Raw genomic sequence first — 17,244 nt, 5'->3', positions numbered from 1 at the left:
GATCACATCGCCACGGAGGAGTCCGCACGCCGGGCCACGGCCGCGCGGGCCCGCTCGTAGAGGTCGTCGACCGCCCGCGCGAACCGGGTCTGGGAGTCCGGCTCGTCCGGGCCGAGCAGGTAGGTCTTCAACGTGCGCCGCTCCTCGGCGAAAGCGTCGGACAGGGGGGCCTCCATCGCCTCCAGGGCCTGCTCCAGACCGGTGCCGTCGGGACGCAGCAGGTAGGCCGCCCCGGCGGTGGGGTTTTCGATCCGGAACTGTTCATCGGGGATTCCCACGCAGTTGGTGATCGCGTAGGGCTTGCCGCTGAAGATGAAGTCGGCGACGACGCTGGAGATGTCGCTGATCAACAGGTCGCTCTGGTTGAAGCAGGAGTACAGGCTGGGGCGCGGCCCCTGGATGACCAGGTGCCGGGCCTCGCCCTGGTCGGCCCAGTAGATCTGGTGCCACTCCTCGGTGATCCGCCCGAGCTCCTCGATCAGGGCCGGGTCCAGGCGGCCGTTGTCCCGGGAGCGCTGGGCCTCGTCCACCCGCTCGTCGAAGGTCTCCACCTGGGCGAGCCGCTTCTCCAGTTGGGCGAGTCGGCGCCGGGCCTGTTCGGAACCGGAGCCGTGGCCCGCGCGCTGGTTGGCTTCGTTGATCAGGGCGGTGATGCGGTGGTGCGCGGTACGGGCCCGCGGGTCGCGGATGCCGGTGAAGGGGTGCGGCTTGTACAGCACCCTGATGCCCGGCACCTCCAGCAGTTTGGCGATCAGGGTGGGGCCGGCCGCCATCAGCGAGGTGTTGCCCGGGTCGTCGGTCCACCCCTCCCAGGTGGGCGCGTACAGCACGGTCCGGATCCGGTTGCCGGTGGGACCGGTGTGGATGGGCCCCAGTTGGGGGCGGCCCACCTCCACGATCTCGTCGTCGCGCACCCCGACCTGGGCGATGCGGTAGCGGTCGCGTCCGGCCTGCCCGGCGGTCCAGACCTCGTCGTAGACCTTGCTGTAGGGGTTGATGCTGGCCACCTTGTCGCTGTCGCCGTGTCCGATGAACACGTGCTTGAGCTTGGGGTTGCGCAGCATGTGGATGTTCTTGCCGGTGTTGGCCGGGTACAGGCAGACTCCGGCCGGCTCGAAGTCCAGCGCCATGAGGTCGTTGGCCTTGGGCACGCACAGCACCGGGATGGCGGTCACCCCCAGGTTCGCCGCCACGGCGCGTTCCCGCAGCACGATGAGGGAGCGGCGGGGGAGCTTGGCCACGGAGTCCAGCCACATGTTGATCTGGTAGGCCGAGTCGGCCGACCCCGAGAAGTACACGATCACCTCGGGCCGGTACTCGTTCAGCCACGCCTGCACGAACTTCAGCACCCTGGCCGGGCCGGGGATGCGGCGCGAGCTGAGCAGGAACGGCGCCAGCACGGCGGCCGAGACCAGCAGGGCCGCGGCCGACAGCAGCGCGCCGGCGGCGGCGTAGCCGGGGTGGTCGGTCACCGCGAAGCCGATGCCTCCGGCGACCAGGGGGGCGTCCAGCAGCAGGACCCGGTTCATCCCGTTGCGGGCCAGCCAGTTCGGCGGACCGTCGGGGATCCGCAGCGGCCCCAGGTCGATGTTGCGGGTGACCACGGGCAGCTGCCGGATGCGGCGCAGCTTGCGCAGCATCAGGTCGTAGCCGATCTGGAGGGTGAACAGCGCCGCGGCGCCGCCGACCATCCACCAGAAGCCCGTGGTGGAGGGAGAGGCCAGCAGGCCGATGAAGCCCACCACGAGCAGTTGCCGCAGCAGCGCCCGCGTCGTGCCGCCCAGCCGGAACTGGGTCAGGTACCGGCCGAGGTCGTGGCTGGTGGCCTGGACGAACGCGTCGGCGCCGTAGACGAGGACCGCGCCCAGGGCGAACAGCCACACCGACAGGGTGAAGGTCCCCGCGAACAGCGCGAGGTAGCCGACGCCCAGCAGGGCGAGCAGCACCAGGGTGCCCGTGCCCAGCCGTTGGATCAGTTGTGTCAGGTTCACTCGGCGCCCTTCCCGGTGAGTTCGGCCTCCGGGCGGGGGAACGCGACCGGGTCCTCGCGGCGGACGTCGATCACGTGACCGGTCAGGTCCGACAGCAGCACGTCGAGCGAGGTACGGGCCACCTTCTCGGCGCTGAGCAGGGTGTGCGCGGGCTCCTCCCCGAACGCCTTGGTCCGCATCGGGGTCTGGGTGCGCTCGGGGTTGATGCAGTTGATCCGGACCCCGTCGGCCGCCCACTCGTCGGCGAGCGCCTGGGTCAGGTTGACCGTCGCGGCCTTGGCCGAGGAGTAGAGGCTGTAGTCGGCCCGGCCCCGGGTGTAGGAGCTGGAGGTGTACAGCAGCAGCTGGCCGCGGGTGCGGGACAGGTAGGGGAAGGACGCCTTGGCGATGTGGACGGGCGCGAGGTAGTTCACCCGCAGCGCCTCCTCGATGGTCGCCTCGTCGGTCTGGTCGAGGCGGCCGATGCGCAGCACCCCGGCGGTGTTGACCACGTAGTCGATCCGTCCGGTGGCGGAGTGCGCCTGGGCCAGTGCGGCGGCCACGTCGGCGGGGTTCTCCACGTGCGTGCGGGTGGCGCTGCGGCTGTAGCGGAAGACGCGCGCGCCGTACTGCTCGGCCAGGTCGGCGACGCCCGCGCCGATGCCGTAGCTGCCGCCGAAGACGACCAGGGTGCTGCCCGCGAGCCGCTTGTGGTAGTCCTCCTCGGTGAACTCGGGCGTGGCGCTGGAGGCCAGCTGGAAGAGCTTGTCGGCGATGAAGATGTCGACGGGCTGGGTGACCTTCATGTTGTGCTCGTCGCCGGCGACCACGAAGATCGGGGTGCCGGGCAGGTAGCGCAGCACCACGGTGCAGTCGTCGGTGGCCTCGAACTCGGGGTCCTCCCAGGCCTTGGCGTAGGCCTCCCGGATGGTGCCGAGGCGGAAGCCCTGGGGGGTCTGGCCGCGCCGCAGCCGGGACCGGCGGGGGACCTCCGTGATGATGTCGTCGTCGACCTCGATGATGGTGTCCGAGGAGGGGATGGCGACGTCCACCGCCGCGTACTCGTCGAGGGCCGTGACGCAGTCGGCGATGATGCGCTGCGACAGCAGGGGGCGCACCGCGTCGTGGAAGAGCACCTTGGTGGCCGGGTCGTGGTCGGCCAGCACGTCGAGCGCGAGCTGGGTGGTGGCGTTGCGCGACGTGCCGCCGGGCAGGACGCGGGAGACTTTGGTGAATCCGGCCTTGCGGACGATCGCCTCGGCGTCCTTGACGAAGCCCGGATTCATCATGAGGACGATCTCGTCGACGTCGGGGGCCTCCTCGAAGATGGCGAGGGTGTGCTCCAGGATCGGCTTGCCGGCGATTTTGAGCAGCTGTTTGGGGGTGCTCAAACCGATGCGCTGGCCGCTGCCGCCTGCGAGGACCACGGCGACGGTCCGGGGATGGAAACCGGACTGAGCTTTCTTAGGCAAATCTCTCTCCCGATAGGTGAAGACACCGGATTCTCCCAGGAGTCATGGCTCGGTACCGGGCCGTGAAGGTCACAGGACCCGCGGTGGGACGCGGTGGCAGGACGGCCTCGGGACGCCGAGGCCGGGGGTGTGACTCGCACCGGGCTCCTGGAACGCTCCGGGACTCCGTAGTGGCTCGTGCACCCACACCGAGACGGTGTTGTCCAGAGCGCTTTCCGAGGTCGTATCCAACTTTAAGCTGACAGAGCGGGTCAGTCTGCCCGAAGGAACGAATCCGGCCCGGAAACAGTCCCGTCGACCGAGTTTCCCACGACCGGGCGCCCTCTGCGGTAGACGGATTCGACCTCCAGGTCCTCGTCGAAAACGACGAGGTCGGCGTAGCGGCCCGGAGTGAGGACGCCCACGTCGGCGAGGCGGAGTGCGGCGGCGGGCACCGCGCTGGCCGCGTGGAGCGCCTCGGGGACGGGGACCCCCAGATCGCGCACCGCCCGGCGGACCGCCTCGGGCAGGGTGACCGTGCTGCCCGCGATCGCCCCGGTGGACGCCAGGCGGGCGGTGCCGTCGGTGACCCGGACCCGCAGGCCCCCCAGGGTGTAGTCGCCGTCGCCGAGCCCGGCCGCCGCCATGGCGTCGGTCACCAGGGCCGTGCGGGAGGCCCCGGCGGCCCTCCAGGCCATGCGGGCGACCGCGGGGTGGACGTGCACGCCGTCGTTGACCAGTTCCACCGTCACCCGGTCGTCGTTGAGCGCCGCGACGACCGGTCCGGGGTCGCGGTGGTGGACCGGGCGCATCTGGTTGAACAGGTGGGTGGCCACGGTGGCCCCGGCGTCGAACGCGGCGCGGACCGTCTCGTGGTCGGCGTCGGTGTGCCCGACCGCCGCGACCACCCCCTCGGCCACGGCCGCGCGGACCAGGTCGAGGGCTCCGGGCAGTTCGGGGGCGAGCGTGATCATCCGGACGTGGCCCCGGCCGGCCGCGAGGAGGCGCCGGAACTCGACCGGGTCGGGGGGACGCAGCAGCGCCGGGTCGTGCGCCCCGCAGCGGCCGGGGGCCAGGTAGGGGCCCTCCAGGTGGATCCCGGCCAGTTCCCCCGCGTCGCACAGCTCGGCCAGGGCCGCCACCTGGCGCAGCATGGCCGCGGGGGAGGCGGTGACCAGTCCGCCCACCAGGGTCGTCACCCCGTGCCGGCGGTGGAAGGCGACGGCGGTCAGCGCCCGTTCGGGGGCGCCCTCGTCGAAGGAGGCGCCCGCGCCGCCGTGCACGTGGACGTCGACGCAGCCGGGCGCCAGCAGGCGGCCGCCCAGGTCGACGGAGTCCGCCGGGCGGTCCGGCGCGGCCCCCCGGCCGGTCGCGGCGATCCGCTCGCCCTCGATGCGCAGCCAGCCGTCGACGATTCCGTCCGCGGTGACCAGGCGCGCGTTGGCCAAGGTACTCATCGGAGCGGACCCCCTGTGTCCTTCCTCACTCGATAACCCTGACAAAACTGTCGATCACACATTGACGTTATCCTCGTCCCCGCCTCATCATGGTGTACATGTCTGCCGGTGAGCTGCTCGTCCAGCGTCTGCATGTCGATCTGCGGCAGCAGGCGAGCGCACTCTGTCGTAGTTAGCGCCTGTCGCGGGACCGCCGTCCCCGCTGTCGTCGCGGTTTCCCCGCACGAGTTCGAGCCCCCGGCCCACGTCGATCCCCGGTGATCGGGAACGTGCGCCTCCGCCGTGCCCGGGAAACCCTCCTGTCGTCCTTCCTGTCCGACGATTTCCCCGCGCTACGTCCCACGCGGCCGGTGGCCGCATTCACCTGGAGATCACCACCATGACTCGCTTCGCCGTGCTCGTCGCAGCCCCCCAGACCCGTTCCGCCCTCCGCGCCGCTGCCGTCCACACCGCCGACTCCATCGCCGCGCACGCCGGCGTCACCGCCCGTATCGACGTCGTCGACCTTGCCGGACTGGGGCCGGCGCTGCTCGCCGAGGAGGCCACGGAGGACGTGGCCGCCGCGCTCGCCGCGCTCGCCGACAGCGACGTGCTGGTCGTGGCCACCCCGCAGGTGCACGGCAGTTACAGCGGACTGCTCAAGGTCTTCCTGGACCGGCTGCCGGAACTGGGCCTCTCCCACGTCATCGCGCTGCCGCTGGCGGTCGTGGACGACCTGCGCAACGGCCGCAACATCGAGGGCGACCTGCGGGTGCTGCTGTCCGACCTGGGGGCGTGGGTGGCCGAGCCGGGGCTGGTGCTGGCCGCCGCGGAGCTCGCCGAGCCGCTGAGCGTCATCGACGCCTGGGCCGAGGTCGCCGCCCCCTCGCTGCGTCAGGCGCTCGCCGTGGCCGTCTGATCGGGATGCTGATCGGGGTCCGGTCGGCCGGGGCCGACGGCGCGCCGCCGACCGGTCTCCTCCTCCGCCTGCCCGGCGGCCCGGTGCACCAGCGCCACCACGGCCAGGGTCAGCGCGAAGCCGCCGGCGCGCAGCGCCAGCGGCAGCGGTTCGGCCGGCAGGGTCTCGGCGAAGACCGCGGTCCCGGCCGCCACCATGAAGACGTTGCCCACCACGTTCGCGGCCGGTGCGGTGACCGAGGCGCGTGAGCGCTGCATCGAGGTCTGGAAGAGCGCGATGCCCACCGCCCAGCCCAGCGCGTACAGGTAGGGGAACGGGGAGAGCAGGACCGGCACGACCGCGTCGAGGAGTCCGTGGTCGGCCAGCAGTCCGCCGACGCCCTTGCCCTGGAGGCCGGCGACCCCCTGTGCCAGGCCCGCGGCGCCGCCCATGACGGCCGCGGGCGCGTTGCCGCCGCCGGCCAGGGCCATGCCGCCCGCGCACACGGCGAGGGTGACGGCGCTGACCGTGAGCAGCAGCGGCAGGTTCGCGGTGGTGCCGGCCGCGGCGTCCTGCGGCCCCAGGGACAGGCCGAGCAGGAGCAGGGCCACCGGCATCACGCCGAGGGCCGCGAGCTCGCCCCGGCTGATCCGCTGGCGCTGCGCGAGGGCCAGGACCAGCAGGGTCAGGGAGATTCCGCCGGCGAAGGCCGGCTGCACCACGGAGACCGGTGCCAGTCCCAGCGAGACGATCAGCCCCACGCTGCCCAGGGCCGCCAGCGCGCACCCGCACAGCCAGCGGACGTTGCCGAACAGGACGCGCACCAGGTGCAGCGGGCGGCGGAGGCTGAGGGCCGCCGACCGGTGCAGCGCCCGCTGTTCCACGGTCAGCCCGATGCCGTAGACCACGGCGGAGGCCAGGGCGGCGAGCAGACCGGTCACGGGAGCGCCTTTCCGGAGGAGGACGGTACGCCCCAGTAGGTTACCCAAGGGTAACCTGCTGGGGCCAGACCCCGCAGGCCCCGGGCCGGGGCCTGCGGGCCCCTCCCCGGTGTCCCGGTACCGGGGGAGACGTCCCCGGACGGGGGCGTCCGCTCCGCTTGACCGCCGGTGAGCGGCAGGTCCTAGGCTGTCCGGTGTGGAGCAGAAAGGCACCCCGCCCGACCAGGAGGGGGACACCGGCGCCGCCGGAAAGCGGTGGCTCTGGGGACGTCCTCCCCTGTCCGGACTGCTCGCGATCGCGGTGGCGGCGATGGCTCTCACCACGCTGGTGCTCCAGGCCACCGTCGGAGGCTTCCGGGTGGACGGCCCCGCACCCCCCGAGCCCCCGCCGCCGACGGGCGGCTGGACCCCGCCCGAGGGCACGGTCCGGATCATGGCCTCCGGCGACTCCCGGGTCCAGGGCAGCACGGGGGACCACACCTGGCGCTACCGGCTGTGGGCCCACCTCACCGGCGACGGGGGAGCCGACGTGGACTTCGTGGGGCCGCGCGACGACCTGTTCGACCCCGTCGCCGACCGCTACGGCGACCACCGCTACGCCGTCGCCGACTTCGACACCGACCACGCCGGGGCCTGGGGGTCCACCGCCCGGGAGGTCGCCGAGCGGATCGGCCGGGAGGTCGTCGACGCCGACCCGCACTACCTGCTGCTGCTCGTCGGGGTCAACGACGTCGTGCGCGGCGCGGACAGCGCCGAGGTGCTGGAGCGGACCCGCGACATCGTGGCCGCCGCACGGCTGGCCAGGGGCGACATCCGGGTGGTGCTCGGGGAGATCCCCCCGGTGTGGGGCACCGAGGACGACCAGACGGTCAACGCCGCCATCGGCGAGTACAACGCCGCCCTGCCCGCCCTGGCGGACCAGCTCGCCCGAGCGGACTCCCCGGTGGTGGTGGCCCGCACGGCCGCCGACTACGCGCCCGCCGACGACAACTGGGACGAGGTCCACCCCAACGCGCGCGGCGAGGTCAAGATCGCCGCGGCGTTCGCCGACGCCCTCGCCGACCCGCTCGGCCTGGGCCGCCCCTACCCCCGTCCGCTGCCCGACGTCGAGGTCGGCCCCACCGCGGCCCCCGGCGGCCTGCGCGTCGAGCGGACCGCCGACGGGGCCCGGGTGAGCTGGGACGGGGTCCCCGGAGCCACCCGGTACGAGGTGTTCGGGCGTCGCGTGGACCCCGACCCCGAGGAGCGGGCCAGCCGCGGCGACGTCGCCGCGACGGCCGACGGGGGCACGGCCCACGAGGTGGCCGGCCTGTTCGCGGGCGCCGTCTACGAGTTCGAGGTCCGCGCGTTCAAGGGACAGGACCCGGGGCCGCTCTCCGCTCCGGTCCGGGTGGAGCTGGCCGACGACCCGCCGCCCGCCCCGGAGGCGGTCCGCGCCGGGGACGGGGCCCTGAGCTGGGAGGCCGCGCCCGGCGCCACCCACTACGCGGTGTGGCGCCGCCCCCTGGAGTGCCCCACCCTCGACCCCGGCGACTGCGCGCCCGCCGACGCCGGCCCGGTGGGCGCCGACACGGGGTGGCAGACCGTCGCCGTGGTGCGCGACGCCACCCGCCTGGAGATCGGACCGGAGCAGGCCAACCACGAGTTCGCGGTCCGTTCCCACCGCGACTACCTGGAGGGCGGCTTCTCGGAACGGGTCGTCTACCGTGCCGCGGACTGATTCCGCCCCGCCGTGCCCGGAGCGGGCAAGGCGGAGGCGCGGCCGCGACGTCCTGGACCGGCTGGTCCCGGCGGGGGTCGGCCTGGCAGCCGGACTGCTGGCGCTGGGCCCCGCCCTGGGGCCGGGCTACGTGCTCCGCTACGACATGGTGTTCGTGCCCGACGCCCCGCTGACGGACGCGGCCCTGGGCGGCGGGGAGGGGTTCCCACGGGCGGTGCCCAGCGACGCCGTGGTGGCGCTGCTGGGCATGGCGCTGCCCGGCGACCTGGTGCAGAAGCTGCTGCTGCTCACGGTGTTCACGCTCGGTGCGGCCGGGGCGGCGCGGCTGGTGCCGCGGGAGTGGCCGCTGCCCCGCGCCGCGGCGGCCCTCGGCTACGTGTGGAACCCGTTCCTCGCCGAGCGGCTGCTGCTGGGCCAGTGGGCGCTGCTGCTGGGCTATGCCGGGCTGCCGTGGGTGCTGGACGCGGCGGCGCGGTACCGCCGGACGCGTGACGTGCCCCGTCTGCTGGCGTCGCTGCTGCCCGCCGCGGTCGGCGGCTTCTCCTCGGCGGTGCTGTCGGGGCTGGTCGCCCTGCCCGCCGCGGTGGTGCGGCGGGGGCGCCGGGCGGCGGCCGCCGCCGCGGCGGCGGGCTGCCTGGCGGTGGCGGCGCTGCCGTGGCTGCTGCCCGCACTGGCCAGTGGGGCGACGACCGATCCCGCCGCGGTGGACCTGTTCGCGGCGCGCGCCGACACCCCGCTGGGGACCGTGGCCTCGCTGCTCAGCCTGGGCGGGATCTGGAACGCCCAGGCGGTGCCGCCCGGTTTCGCCGAGCCGGTGGGCGCGGCGGGGCGGCTGCTGCTGTCGCTGGCCGCGCTCGCCGGCTGGGGGTGGCTGCTGGCCCGCCGTCCGCGGCCGGCCCACGCGGCCGGGTTGACCGTGGCGGCGGCGCTGGGCCTCGCGGTGGCGCTGGCCGGGACGGTGGAGCCGGGGCGCGCGGTGCTGCGCGCGCTGATCGGCCTGTGGCCGGGGTTCGGTCCGCTGCGCGACGGCCACCTCTACCTGGCGCCGCTCGCGCTGCTCCAGGCCGTGGGGCTGGCGGGCGCCGTGCGGTGGCTGGGGCGGCCGGCGGCCCGGCGGGGCTCCGCCGCGCCCTCCCGGGCGGCGGGGGCGCTCAGCGGGGCGTGCGCGCTGCTGGCGCCGCTGGTGCTGCTGCCGGGACTGGCGTGGGGCGCGTGGGGGACGCTGCGGCCGGTCGAGTACCCGCGGGAGTGGACGCGGGTGCAGCAACTGGTCAACACCGACCCGGAGGAGGGGGCGCTGCTGTCGCTGCCGTGGAGCGCCTACCGGGGGTTTCCGCTGGGCGGCGGGGAGGTGACGGTGGTGCTGGACCCGGCGACCAAGATGTTCGACCGCCCGGTGGTGTGGAACGACGCGCTGCGGGTGCGCGACGGGGACCGGGTGCGCGTCGTCGCCGGGGAGGACCCGCTCGCCCGGCGCGTCGCCCCGCTGATGGGAGCGGACGCGATGCCGCACGGGACGGCGGACCTGGCGCAGCGGCTGGCGCAGGCAGGGGTGCGCTACGTGCTCGTCGACCGGGCCAACCTCCCCGAGGGGGTCGGGGCCGATCTCGCCGGCCCCGGTCTGGAGGCGGTCCACGACGGTCCGCTGCTTCTTCTCCTGAAAGTTACCGAAGAGTACGTAGCCGCAGCGTAACCGGGAATTCGAGCGTCCGAAACGGCCGGATCAGCGGCAACGGCGGGATTCTGGCTCTGGTCAAGCGCCGAATTGAATTCTACTCTGGCCCCATGCCCGCACGCCCCCAACGGCGTCAGGCGTCGAGGAAGGAGAAACCCCAGTGATCAGAATCCTGGTCGCGTGTGCCGTTGGCGCGGCCCTCGCAGTGGCCGCGACCTTCACGGTGACCACTGTCGCGGCAACCTCCGCCACCTCCGTCGAACCGGTCGAGGAAACGCTCTACAACTACGGCGACAGATAGGGCGTGCCCGGCGGACGCCCCCGAGAGCAGCCGGCCGGGACGGCGCACGCCGTCCCGGAGGCCGTGCCCGGAGCGGTCCGCCGACCACGTTGTGACCCCAGCCCTCCCGTCGTGGGGCGGTGGCCCCGCCTCAACCCCCCGGACCGTCGACCCGGTCAGCACGTCTCCTCGACGACCCCGAAGCCCGCCACCGTCCGCACCCGAGGCGGCGCTCTCCGTCGTCGGCCGTCCGGTCTCCCCTGACGAGCGCTCGCGGAAAGCAGAAGAACACGTGGTCTCCCAACGCACCCCCCTCACCGAACTCCACCCCGACCCCGCCCCGCGGTCCCCGCGCCCCGCCCCCGCGGCCGCGGAACCCGCCCCCCTCGCGTCCGACCCCGTCCGCTCCGAGGCCCCGGAGCCCGAACAGACATCCGCTGATCGGATGTCCACGGCGGCCCCGTCGCAGGCCGACGCCGACCCCCGCCTGGACGGAGTCCGCGTCGCCATGATCAACTGGCGCGACCCCTGGCAGAGCGTCGCTGGAGGCGCGGAGACCTACGCCTGGCAGATCAGCCGCCACCTGGTCGCCCGCGGCGCCGACGTGGTGTTCGTGACCAGCCGGGAACGCGGCCAGGCCCGCGCCGAGACCCGCGACGGCATCGCCGTCCGGCGCATGGGCGGTCCGTTCACCGTCTACCCTCTGGTCATGCTGTGGCTCCTGCTGCGGCGACGCCGCTTCCACGCCGCCTTCGACTGCATGAACGGCATCCCGTTCTTCTCCCGGCTCGTGCTGCCCCGCCGCACCCGCGTCATCAGCGTCGTGCACCACGTGCACGACCTGCAGTTCGACGCCTACTTCAGCCGCCCCCTGGCCTGGCTCGGCCGGTTCGTCGAGAGCCGGGTCGCCAGCCGCGTCTACGCCTCCTGCCCCACCGTGACCGTCTCGGAGTCCTCCCGCCGCGCCATGCGGGAGAAACTGCGCTGGCGCGCCCCCATCGCGATCGTGCACAACGGCGGCCCCGCGCAGCCGCCGCTGCCGCCCGCCCCGGCCGGCACCGGCCTGGGCTCGCCCGCGATCGTCTGCCTCGGCCGCCTCGTGGTGCAAAAACGCGTCACCCGCGTCGTGGACGCGGCGGCCGAACTGCGCGCCGAACGGCCGGACCTGCGCGTCCACATCGTCGGACGCGGCCCCGAGAGCGTCCCGCTGCGCGAGCGGATCGACCACCACGGCCTGCACGGCGCGGTCCACCTGCACGGCTTCCTGCCCGAGGAGGAGAAGAACGCGGTCCTGGCGGGCGCGACACTGCACGTCACCGCCTCGCAGTTCGAGGGCTGGGGACTCACCGTCATCGAGGCCGCCGCGCTCGGCGTGCCCACCGTCGCCTACGACGTGGACGGGCTGCGCGACTCGGTGCGCCACGGCGAGACCGGATGGCTGGTCCGCGACGGCGAGACCCTCACCGAGGTGATCGCGCGCGCCCTCGACGAACTCGACGACCCCGTGCGCGCCGCCGAGATCCGCCGCGCCTGCCGCGCGTGGGCCGCCACCTTCACCTGGGAGCGCAGCGGCCGGGACATGGCCCGACTGCTCGCCGACGAACTGGTCCGCGGCACCGAGAGGCGGGGAAGCCGCCGTTGACCCCGTCCGCCCCCGTCCGCGACGAGACGCTTGTCCGCAGGCTCACCCTCCTCGCGGTCTGCCTGCTGCTGAGCGCCCTCGCCTGCAGCCTCGACCCCACCCGGATCGTCGGCGACACCAAACTCGACCTCACCGTCAACCCGCTGGGCTTCCTGTACCGGGCGCTGTACCTGTGGGACCCGTCCTACTTCGGCCAGCTGCAGAACCAGGCGTACGGCTACCTGTTCCCCAACGGCCCCTTCCACGCCCTGCTGATCGGCGCGGGCATGCCCGAGTGGGTGGTGCAGCGGCTGTGGATGGCGGCGCTGCTGTGCGCGGCGTTCACCGGAACCGTCGCCGTGGCCCGCGCCCTGCGCGTCGGCTCGCTGCCCACCCAGGTCGTCGCGGGCGTCGCGTTCGCGCTGTCGCCGCGCGCCCTGACCCTGCTGTCGTACAACTCCGCCGAACTCCAGCCGACCATGCTGCTGCCCTGGGTGCTGCTGCCCCTGGTGCACGGCACCCGGCCCGGCGCCGACCCCCGGCGCGCGGCGCTGCTGTCGGCCGCGGCGTTCCTGCTGTGCGGCGGCACCAACGCCGCCTCCGAACTGGCGGTCCTGGTCGTCCCCCTGCTGTACCTGCTGACCCGCGCCTCCGGGCGCCGCAAGTGGACCCTGCTGGGCTGGTGGCTGGCCGCGATCGGGCTCGTCTCGTTCTGGTGGCTGGCCCCGCTGCTGCTCATGGGCCGCTACGTGTTCTCGTTCATGCCCTTCACCGAGGACGCGGCCACCACCACCAGCGTCACCTCCCTGCTCAACACGGTGCGCGGCGCCTCCAACTGGATGGGCTACGTCCCCGGCAGTTCGGCGCTGCCCGCCGGCAGCGAGGTGGCGACCACGCCCTGGCTGGTGCTGGCCACCGCCCTGGTCGCGGCCCTGGGCCTGGCGGGCGCGGTGCACCGGCGCAACCCCGAACGGCTGTTCCTCGGGGCCAGCGCCCTGGCCGGGACCGCGCTCGTGGCCGCCGGGTACACCGGGGCGCTCGGCGGCCTGCTCGGCCCGGCAGTGCAGGACCTGCTGGACGGCGCGCTCAGCCCGTTCCGCAACGTCCACAAGTTCGACGTGCTGGTCCGGCTGCCGGTCGCGGTCGGCCTGGCCCACCTGCCCGAGGCCGCCGCCCGCCTCCGGAGCATCCCCGGACGCGGACCGCTGCGCCGCCTGCCCGACCCCCGGAGCCTGACGGCCGCGGCGTGCGCGCTGACCGTCCTGTCCACCCTGACCCCGCTGGCCACCGTCGGCGGCGCCACCCGCGGCTCCTTCACCGAGATCCCCGACTACTGGTACGAGGCGACCGCGTGGCTGGACGCCCGCAGCGGCGGCCGCACCACGATGGCGGTCCCCGGCTCGGCGCGCGGCGAGTACCTGTGGGGCCGCCCCATGGACGAACCCATGCAGCCGCTGATGCGCACGCCGTGGACCAACCAGCAGATCATCCCGTGGGGCTCGGCGGGGGTGTCCCGCCTCACCCACGCCGTCGACCAGCGGCTCTCCTCCGGACTCGGCTCGGCGGGCCTGGCCGACGCCCTGGCCCGCATGGGCGTGCGCTACCTGCTGGTCCGCAACGACCTCCAGCGCGAGGGCAACAACGGCGGCTGGCCCGCCCGCGTCCACCAGGCGCTGGCCGACTCGCCGGGCATCGACCGCGTGCGCTCCTTCGGCCCCGTCATGGGCAGCCTGGACCCGCTGCCCGCCGCCCGCTGGTACGACCAGCCCTACCGGGCCCTGGACGTCTACGCGGTCACCGGCACCACGCCGCTGGCCGCCACCGTCCCCGCCGACGGCGCGCTGCGCGTGACCGGCGGCCCCGAGGCGCTGCTGGCCCTGGCCGAACAGGGCCTGCTCACCGACGACCGGCCGGTGATCATCGGCGACGACCCGGGAGCCGACGGGGTCGCCGCCGCCGACACCGTCGCCACCGACACCGTGCGCCGCGTCGAGGTCGTCTACCCCGACGTGCGGCGCAACACCTCGGCCACCCTCGGCGCCGCCGAGGAGTTCGACCGCGACGTGCCCGCCCCCGACGTCGTCGACCCCGCCTGGGAGCCCTACACCTCGGTCGCCCACTACGAGGGGATCGCCGCCGTCACCGCCTCCTCCGCCGAGTCCAGCGCGCTGGCCCTCCCCGCGCGGCGCGACCCCGGACGCACCCCGTACGCGGCACTGGACGGCTCCCCCGTGACCTCGTGGCGCTCCAGCAGCGCCGACGGCGCCGTCGGCGAGTGGCTGGAGGTGGCCTTCACCGAACCCCGCGACGTCACCGGGACCACCGTCACCTTCGAACGGCTGCCCGACACGCCGCCGCCCTCGAAGGTCACCGTCACCACCGACCACGGCAGCGTCCAGACCGAACTCGACGACTTCGGCAGCGCCCAGGAACTGGCCGTCCCCGAGGGGGAGACCAGCAGGCTGCGCGTCCGCGTCGACGAACTCGCCTGGGAGCCCGGACACCGCTTCGGCACCCGCGTCGGCATCGCCTCGCTCGACATCCCCGGCCTGCGGACCGGGCGCGCCCTCGTCGTGCCCGGCACCGCCGACGCCCGCACCCTGCTGTTCACCGGCTCGGCCGGGGCGGCCCCCGGCTGCATGCTGGGCTCGCGGGTGTGGACCTGCCACCCCGACCTCGCCGCGCAGGGCGAGGACGCCCACGGCCTCGACCGGATCGTCACGCTCCCCGCGGACGCCGCCGGCGAGTACGTCATCACCGGGCAGGTCACGGCCGCCGACCCCGAACGGGTGGAGCGGGCCGCCAACCGCGAGGGCGGCTACCCGAAGGTCACCTCCTCCTCGACCGCCGTCGACCACCCCGCGGCGATGGGCCGCGGCGCGTTCGACGGCGACGACTCCACCGTCTGGTACCCCGACCCCGCCCAGGACCGGCCGTCCCTCCAGGTCGACTTCGGCAAACGCGTCGAACTCGCCGAGATCGCGGTGGAGTTCCCGCGCGGCGACACCGTCACCCGGCCGATCCGGGTGGTGCTCGACACGGGCGAGACCGTCCGCGAGGGCCTGCTGGACGGCAACGGCCGGTTCGCCTTCGCCACGCTGCGCACCGAACAGCTGCGCATCGTCTTCGACCCGCCCCGGGACCAGCCGCTGGAGATCGCGGAGATCGTCCTGCCCGGCGTCGAACCGCTCGGCCCCGTCCCCGACACCGACGCCGCCACCGCCTGCGGCCAGGGGCCGAACCTGACCGTCAACGGCGTGCGGGTGGAGACCCGCATCAGCGGCGGCACCCTCCGCGACCAGGCGGAGGGACGGCCGCTGGAGTTCACCAGCTGCACCGGCGTGCCGCTGGTGGAGGGCACCAACCGGATCACGGTGCGGCAGACCGACCGGTACCGGCTGGGCGCGGTCGTCGTGCGCGACGCCGACTTGGCGGAGGAGGCGGCCGAACGCGAACCGGTGCGCGCCGAAGCCGTCGAGGTCCAGGGGTGGGGCCGCAGCGAACGCCGCGTCACCGTGGACACCGACGCCGCCTCCTACCTCGTCGTCACCGAGAACTTCAACGAGGGATGGACGGCGCGGCTCGCGGACTCCGACACCGAACTCGACCCGGTGCGGCTGGACGGCTGGAAGCAGGCGTGGCTGCTGCCCGCGGGCACGTCGGGCACCGTGGTCCTCTCCTACACGCCCGACACCGCCTACCACGCGGCGCTGCTGGTCGGCGCGGCCCTGGTGGCGGTGGTCCTCGTCCTGCTGGCGGTCCTGCCCCGCACCGCCTCGGCGGTGCGCGCCGCGGCCGCGGCCGCCGCCGGACCGGGACGCATCGCCCCGCTCGCGCTGGGCGCGGCCACCGTGCTCCTGGGCGTGTGGAGCGCCGGGTGGGTCGGCTGCGCGGCGGCCCTGGTCGGCCTGTTCACCGCCTCCGCGCTGGAGCGGCGCGGCCGGCGGGTGTCGCTGAGCCTGGTGGTCGCCGCCTCGCTGGCCGCCGCGGGCCTGTCCGCGGCCGTCGGCGGCGCGCTCGCCGCCCACCTGCCGTCCCACGGCGCCACCGCGCTGCTCGCGGAGCCGCTGCGCGGCTGGATCCCGCAACTGCTGTGCCTGCCCGCGCTGGTGGGCGCGGCGCTCGCCCTGGGCGACCCCTCACGCCGCCCCCGCCTCGACGGAACGGCGGCGACCGGGGATGATCGTCGGCGGGACGGCGCGGCCCGTCCGCGGGACGAGGCCGCGGAGGCGGCGCCGTGACCCTCGTGGACGACGGGGTGGAGACACGGATGACGCAGGAGCACACCGCGGCGGAGCGGCCCGGGCGCCGTCCCGCTCCGCCGCGTGGCGCGGGACTGCTGACGGCGGCGCTCGGCGCGTTCTGCGCCACGGTCGCCCTGCTGCTGCCGCTGGTCGCCGCCCCGCGGCTCGCTGTTCTGCCCGCCGAGCTGCGGCAGACGTGGACGCTCACCGACCCCGGGGGCACCTACCTGGACACCACGCACTGGCGGACCCGTGAGGACGTCGAGGTGGTGCGGAGCACCGACCTGGTGGGTGCCCCGGTGCCGGGCGAACCCGACCTGCTGGCGCTGGCCGTCACCACCGACACCGGCAGCCCGCTGGGGCCGATCGGCCACCTGGAGCACCGGATGGTGGTGGACCGCGCCACCGGGTGGACCGTCGACTGCTGCGGCGCCGACACGACGGGCCGCAGCGGACGGGTGGGCCTGTGGCCGCCGGGCGCGGAGGAGGCGGAGTTCCCCTTCCGCGACCCCGACACGGGGTCGGCGCCCCGGATGCGCCTGGACGGCGCCGACGAGGTCGGCGGACTCGCCGTGCACCGCTACACGCAGCAGGTCCCGCCCACCCGGGTGCCGGGCTCCGTACGCGACGTGCCCGCCTCCGTGCTGGACCTGGACGGCGGCGGCACGGTACGGGCCGAACGCTGGGTGGAGGTGACCCGCACCTACTGGGTGGAGCCGACCAGCGGCCAGGTCGTCGACCTCGCAGAGCAGCGGCGGGAGACCCTGCGCACCGTGGACGGCGACCACGAGCGGCTGCTGCTCGACGCCGACCTGGAACTGGAGCCCGGGCAGGCCGCCGGGGCCGTGCACCGCGCGGGCGAGCGCGCCCGCCTGCTGGCGGCGGTACGCGGCTGGCTGCCCCTGCTGCTGGGCGTACTCGGCGCGGCCCTGGTCGCGACCGGGACGGTGCTGGCGCGGCGGGCCGCCCGGACGGACTGACCCGCCCGCCCCCAGCGGCCGGGAACGT

At 74.7% G+C, this 17,244-nt stretch carries 11 protein-coding genes; 7 read left to right on the top strand and 4 right to left on the bottom strand.

The window, feature by feature from the left end; translation table 11 throughout:
* Positions 1-2 precede the first annotated feature (2 nt).
* The 3 genes from FOF52_RS12680 to nagA form a co-directional block, all read right to left on the bottom strand.
* Entirely contained in the window at positions 3-1,991 is a 1,989-nt protein-coding gene (locus FOF52_RS12680; protein ID WP_248590177.1) for a glycerophosphotransferase, read from the bottom strand.
* Positions 1,988-3,442, bottom strand: a complete 1,455-nt coding sequence (locus tag FOF52_RS12675; RefSeq protein WP_248590176.1) for a bifunctional cytidylyltransferase/SDR family oxidoreductase — start codon at positions 3,440-3,442, stop codon at positions 1,988-1,990. The genes FOF52_RS12680 and FOF52_RS12675 overlap by 4 nt, the downstream gene beginning before the upstream one ends.
* Before the next feature lie 251 nt (positions 3,443-3,693).
* On the bottom strand, positions 3,694-4,878 hold the full coding sequence (nagA, locus tag FOF52_RS12670) for an N-acetylglucosamine-6-phosphate deacetylase (RefSeq protein ID WP_248590175.1): 1,185 nt from the start codon (positions 4,876-4,878) through the stop codon (positions 3,694-3,696).
* 379 nt (positions 4,879-5,257) lie between these two features.
* On the opposite strand from nagA, the gene FOF52_RS12665 reads away from it, so the two are divergent.
* Entirely contained in the window at positions 5,258-5,776 is a 519-nt protein-coding gene (locus tag FOF52_RS12665; protein WP_248590174.1) for an NADPH-dependent FMN reductase, read from the top strand.
* Here FOF52_RS12665 and FOF52_RS12660 read toward each other — a convergent pair.
* Positions 5,752-6,696 carry a DMT family protein gene (locus FOF52_RS12660; RefSeq protein WP_248590173.1) on the bottom strand — a complete coding sequence of 315 codons (945 nt, stop codon included), beginning with the start codon at positions 6,694-6,696 and terminating at the stop codon, positions 5,752-5,754. The genes FOF52_RS12665 and FOF52_RS12660 overlap by 25 nt on opposite strands.
* Positions 6,697-6,892: 196 nt before the next feature.
* Between FOF52_RS12660 and FOF52_RS12655 the strand changes: the two genes are divergently transcribed.
* The 6 genes from FOF52_RS12655 (at position 6,893) to pgfA (ending at position 17,216) form a co-directional block, all read left to right on the top strand.
* Positions 6,893-8,416: a GDSL-type esterase/lipase family protein gene (locus FOF52_RS12655; protein WP_248590172.1), complete on the top strand. Its 1,524-nt coding sequence runs from the start codon at positions 6,893-6,895 to the stop codon at positions 8,414-8,416.
* On the top strand, positions 8,403-10,109 hold the full coding sequence (locus FOF52_RS12650) for an MmpA family trehalose lipid delivery protein (RefSeq protein WP_248590171.1): 1,707 nt from the start codon (positions 8,403-8,405) through the stop codon (positions 10,107-10,109). The genes FOF52_RS12655 and FOF52_RS12650 overlap by 14 nt, the downstream gene beginning before the upstream one ends.
* Positions 10,110-10,251: 142 nt before the next feature.
* The gene (locus FOF52_RS12645) at positions 10,252-10,392 is read left to right on the top strand and encodes a hypothetical protein (protein WP_248590170.1); all 141 of its coding nucleotides are present in this window, start codon (positions 10,252-10,254) and stop codon (positions 10,390-10,392) included.
* A 271-nt stretch (positions 10,393-10,663) separates the two neighbouring features.
* Positions 10,664-12,013 (top strand): glycosyltransferase family 4 protein, encoded by a 1,350-nt coding sequence (locus FOF52_RS12640; RefSeq protein ID WP_248590169.1) that lies wholly within the window; start codon positions 10,664-10,666, stop codon positions 12,011-12,013.
* Complete coding sequence (locus FOF52_RS12635; protein ID WP_248590168.1) at positions 12,010-16,233, top strand: alpha-(1->3)-arabinofuranosyltransferase domain-containing protein; 4,224 nt, start codon at positions 12,010-12,012, stop codon at positions 16,231-16,233. Before FOF52_RS12640 ends, FOF52_RS12635 begins: the two co-directional genes overlap by 4 nt.
* Positions 16,230-17,216 (top strand): cell envelope lipid trafficking protein PgfA, encoded by a 987-nt coding sequence (gene pgfA, locus FOF52_RS12630; protein ID WP_248590167.1) that lies wholly within the window; start codon positions 16,230-16,232, stop codon positions 17,214-17,216. The genes FOF52_RS12635 and pgfA overlap by 4 nt, the downstream gene beginning before the upstream one ends.
* Positions 17,217-17,244: the final 28 nt, after the last annotated feature.

This window comes from Thermobifida alba (assembly GCF_023208015.1).
Taxonomy (GTDB): Bacteria; Actinomycetota; Actinomycetes; order Streptosporangiales; family Streptosporangiaceae; genus Thermobifida; species Thermobifida alba.
The sequence above is the reverse complement of the archived record's forward strand: the minus strand, read 5'-3'. Positions and strand labels throughout refer to the sequence as shown.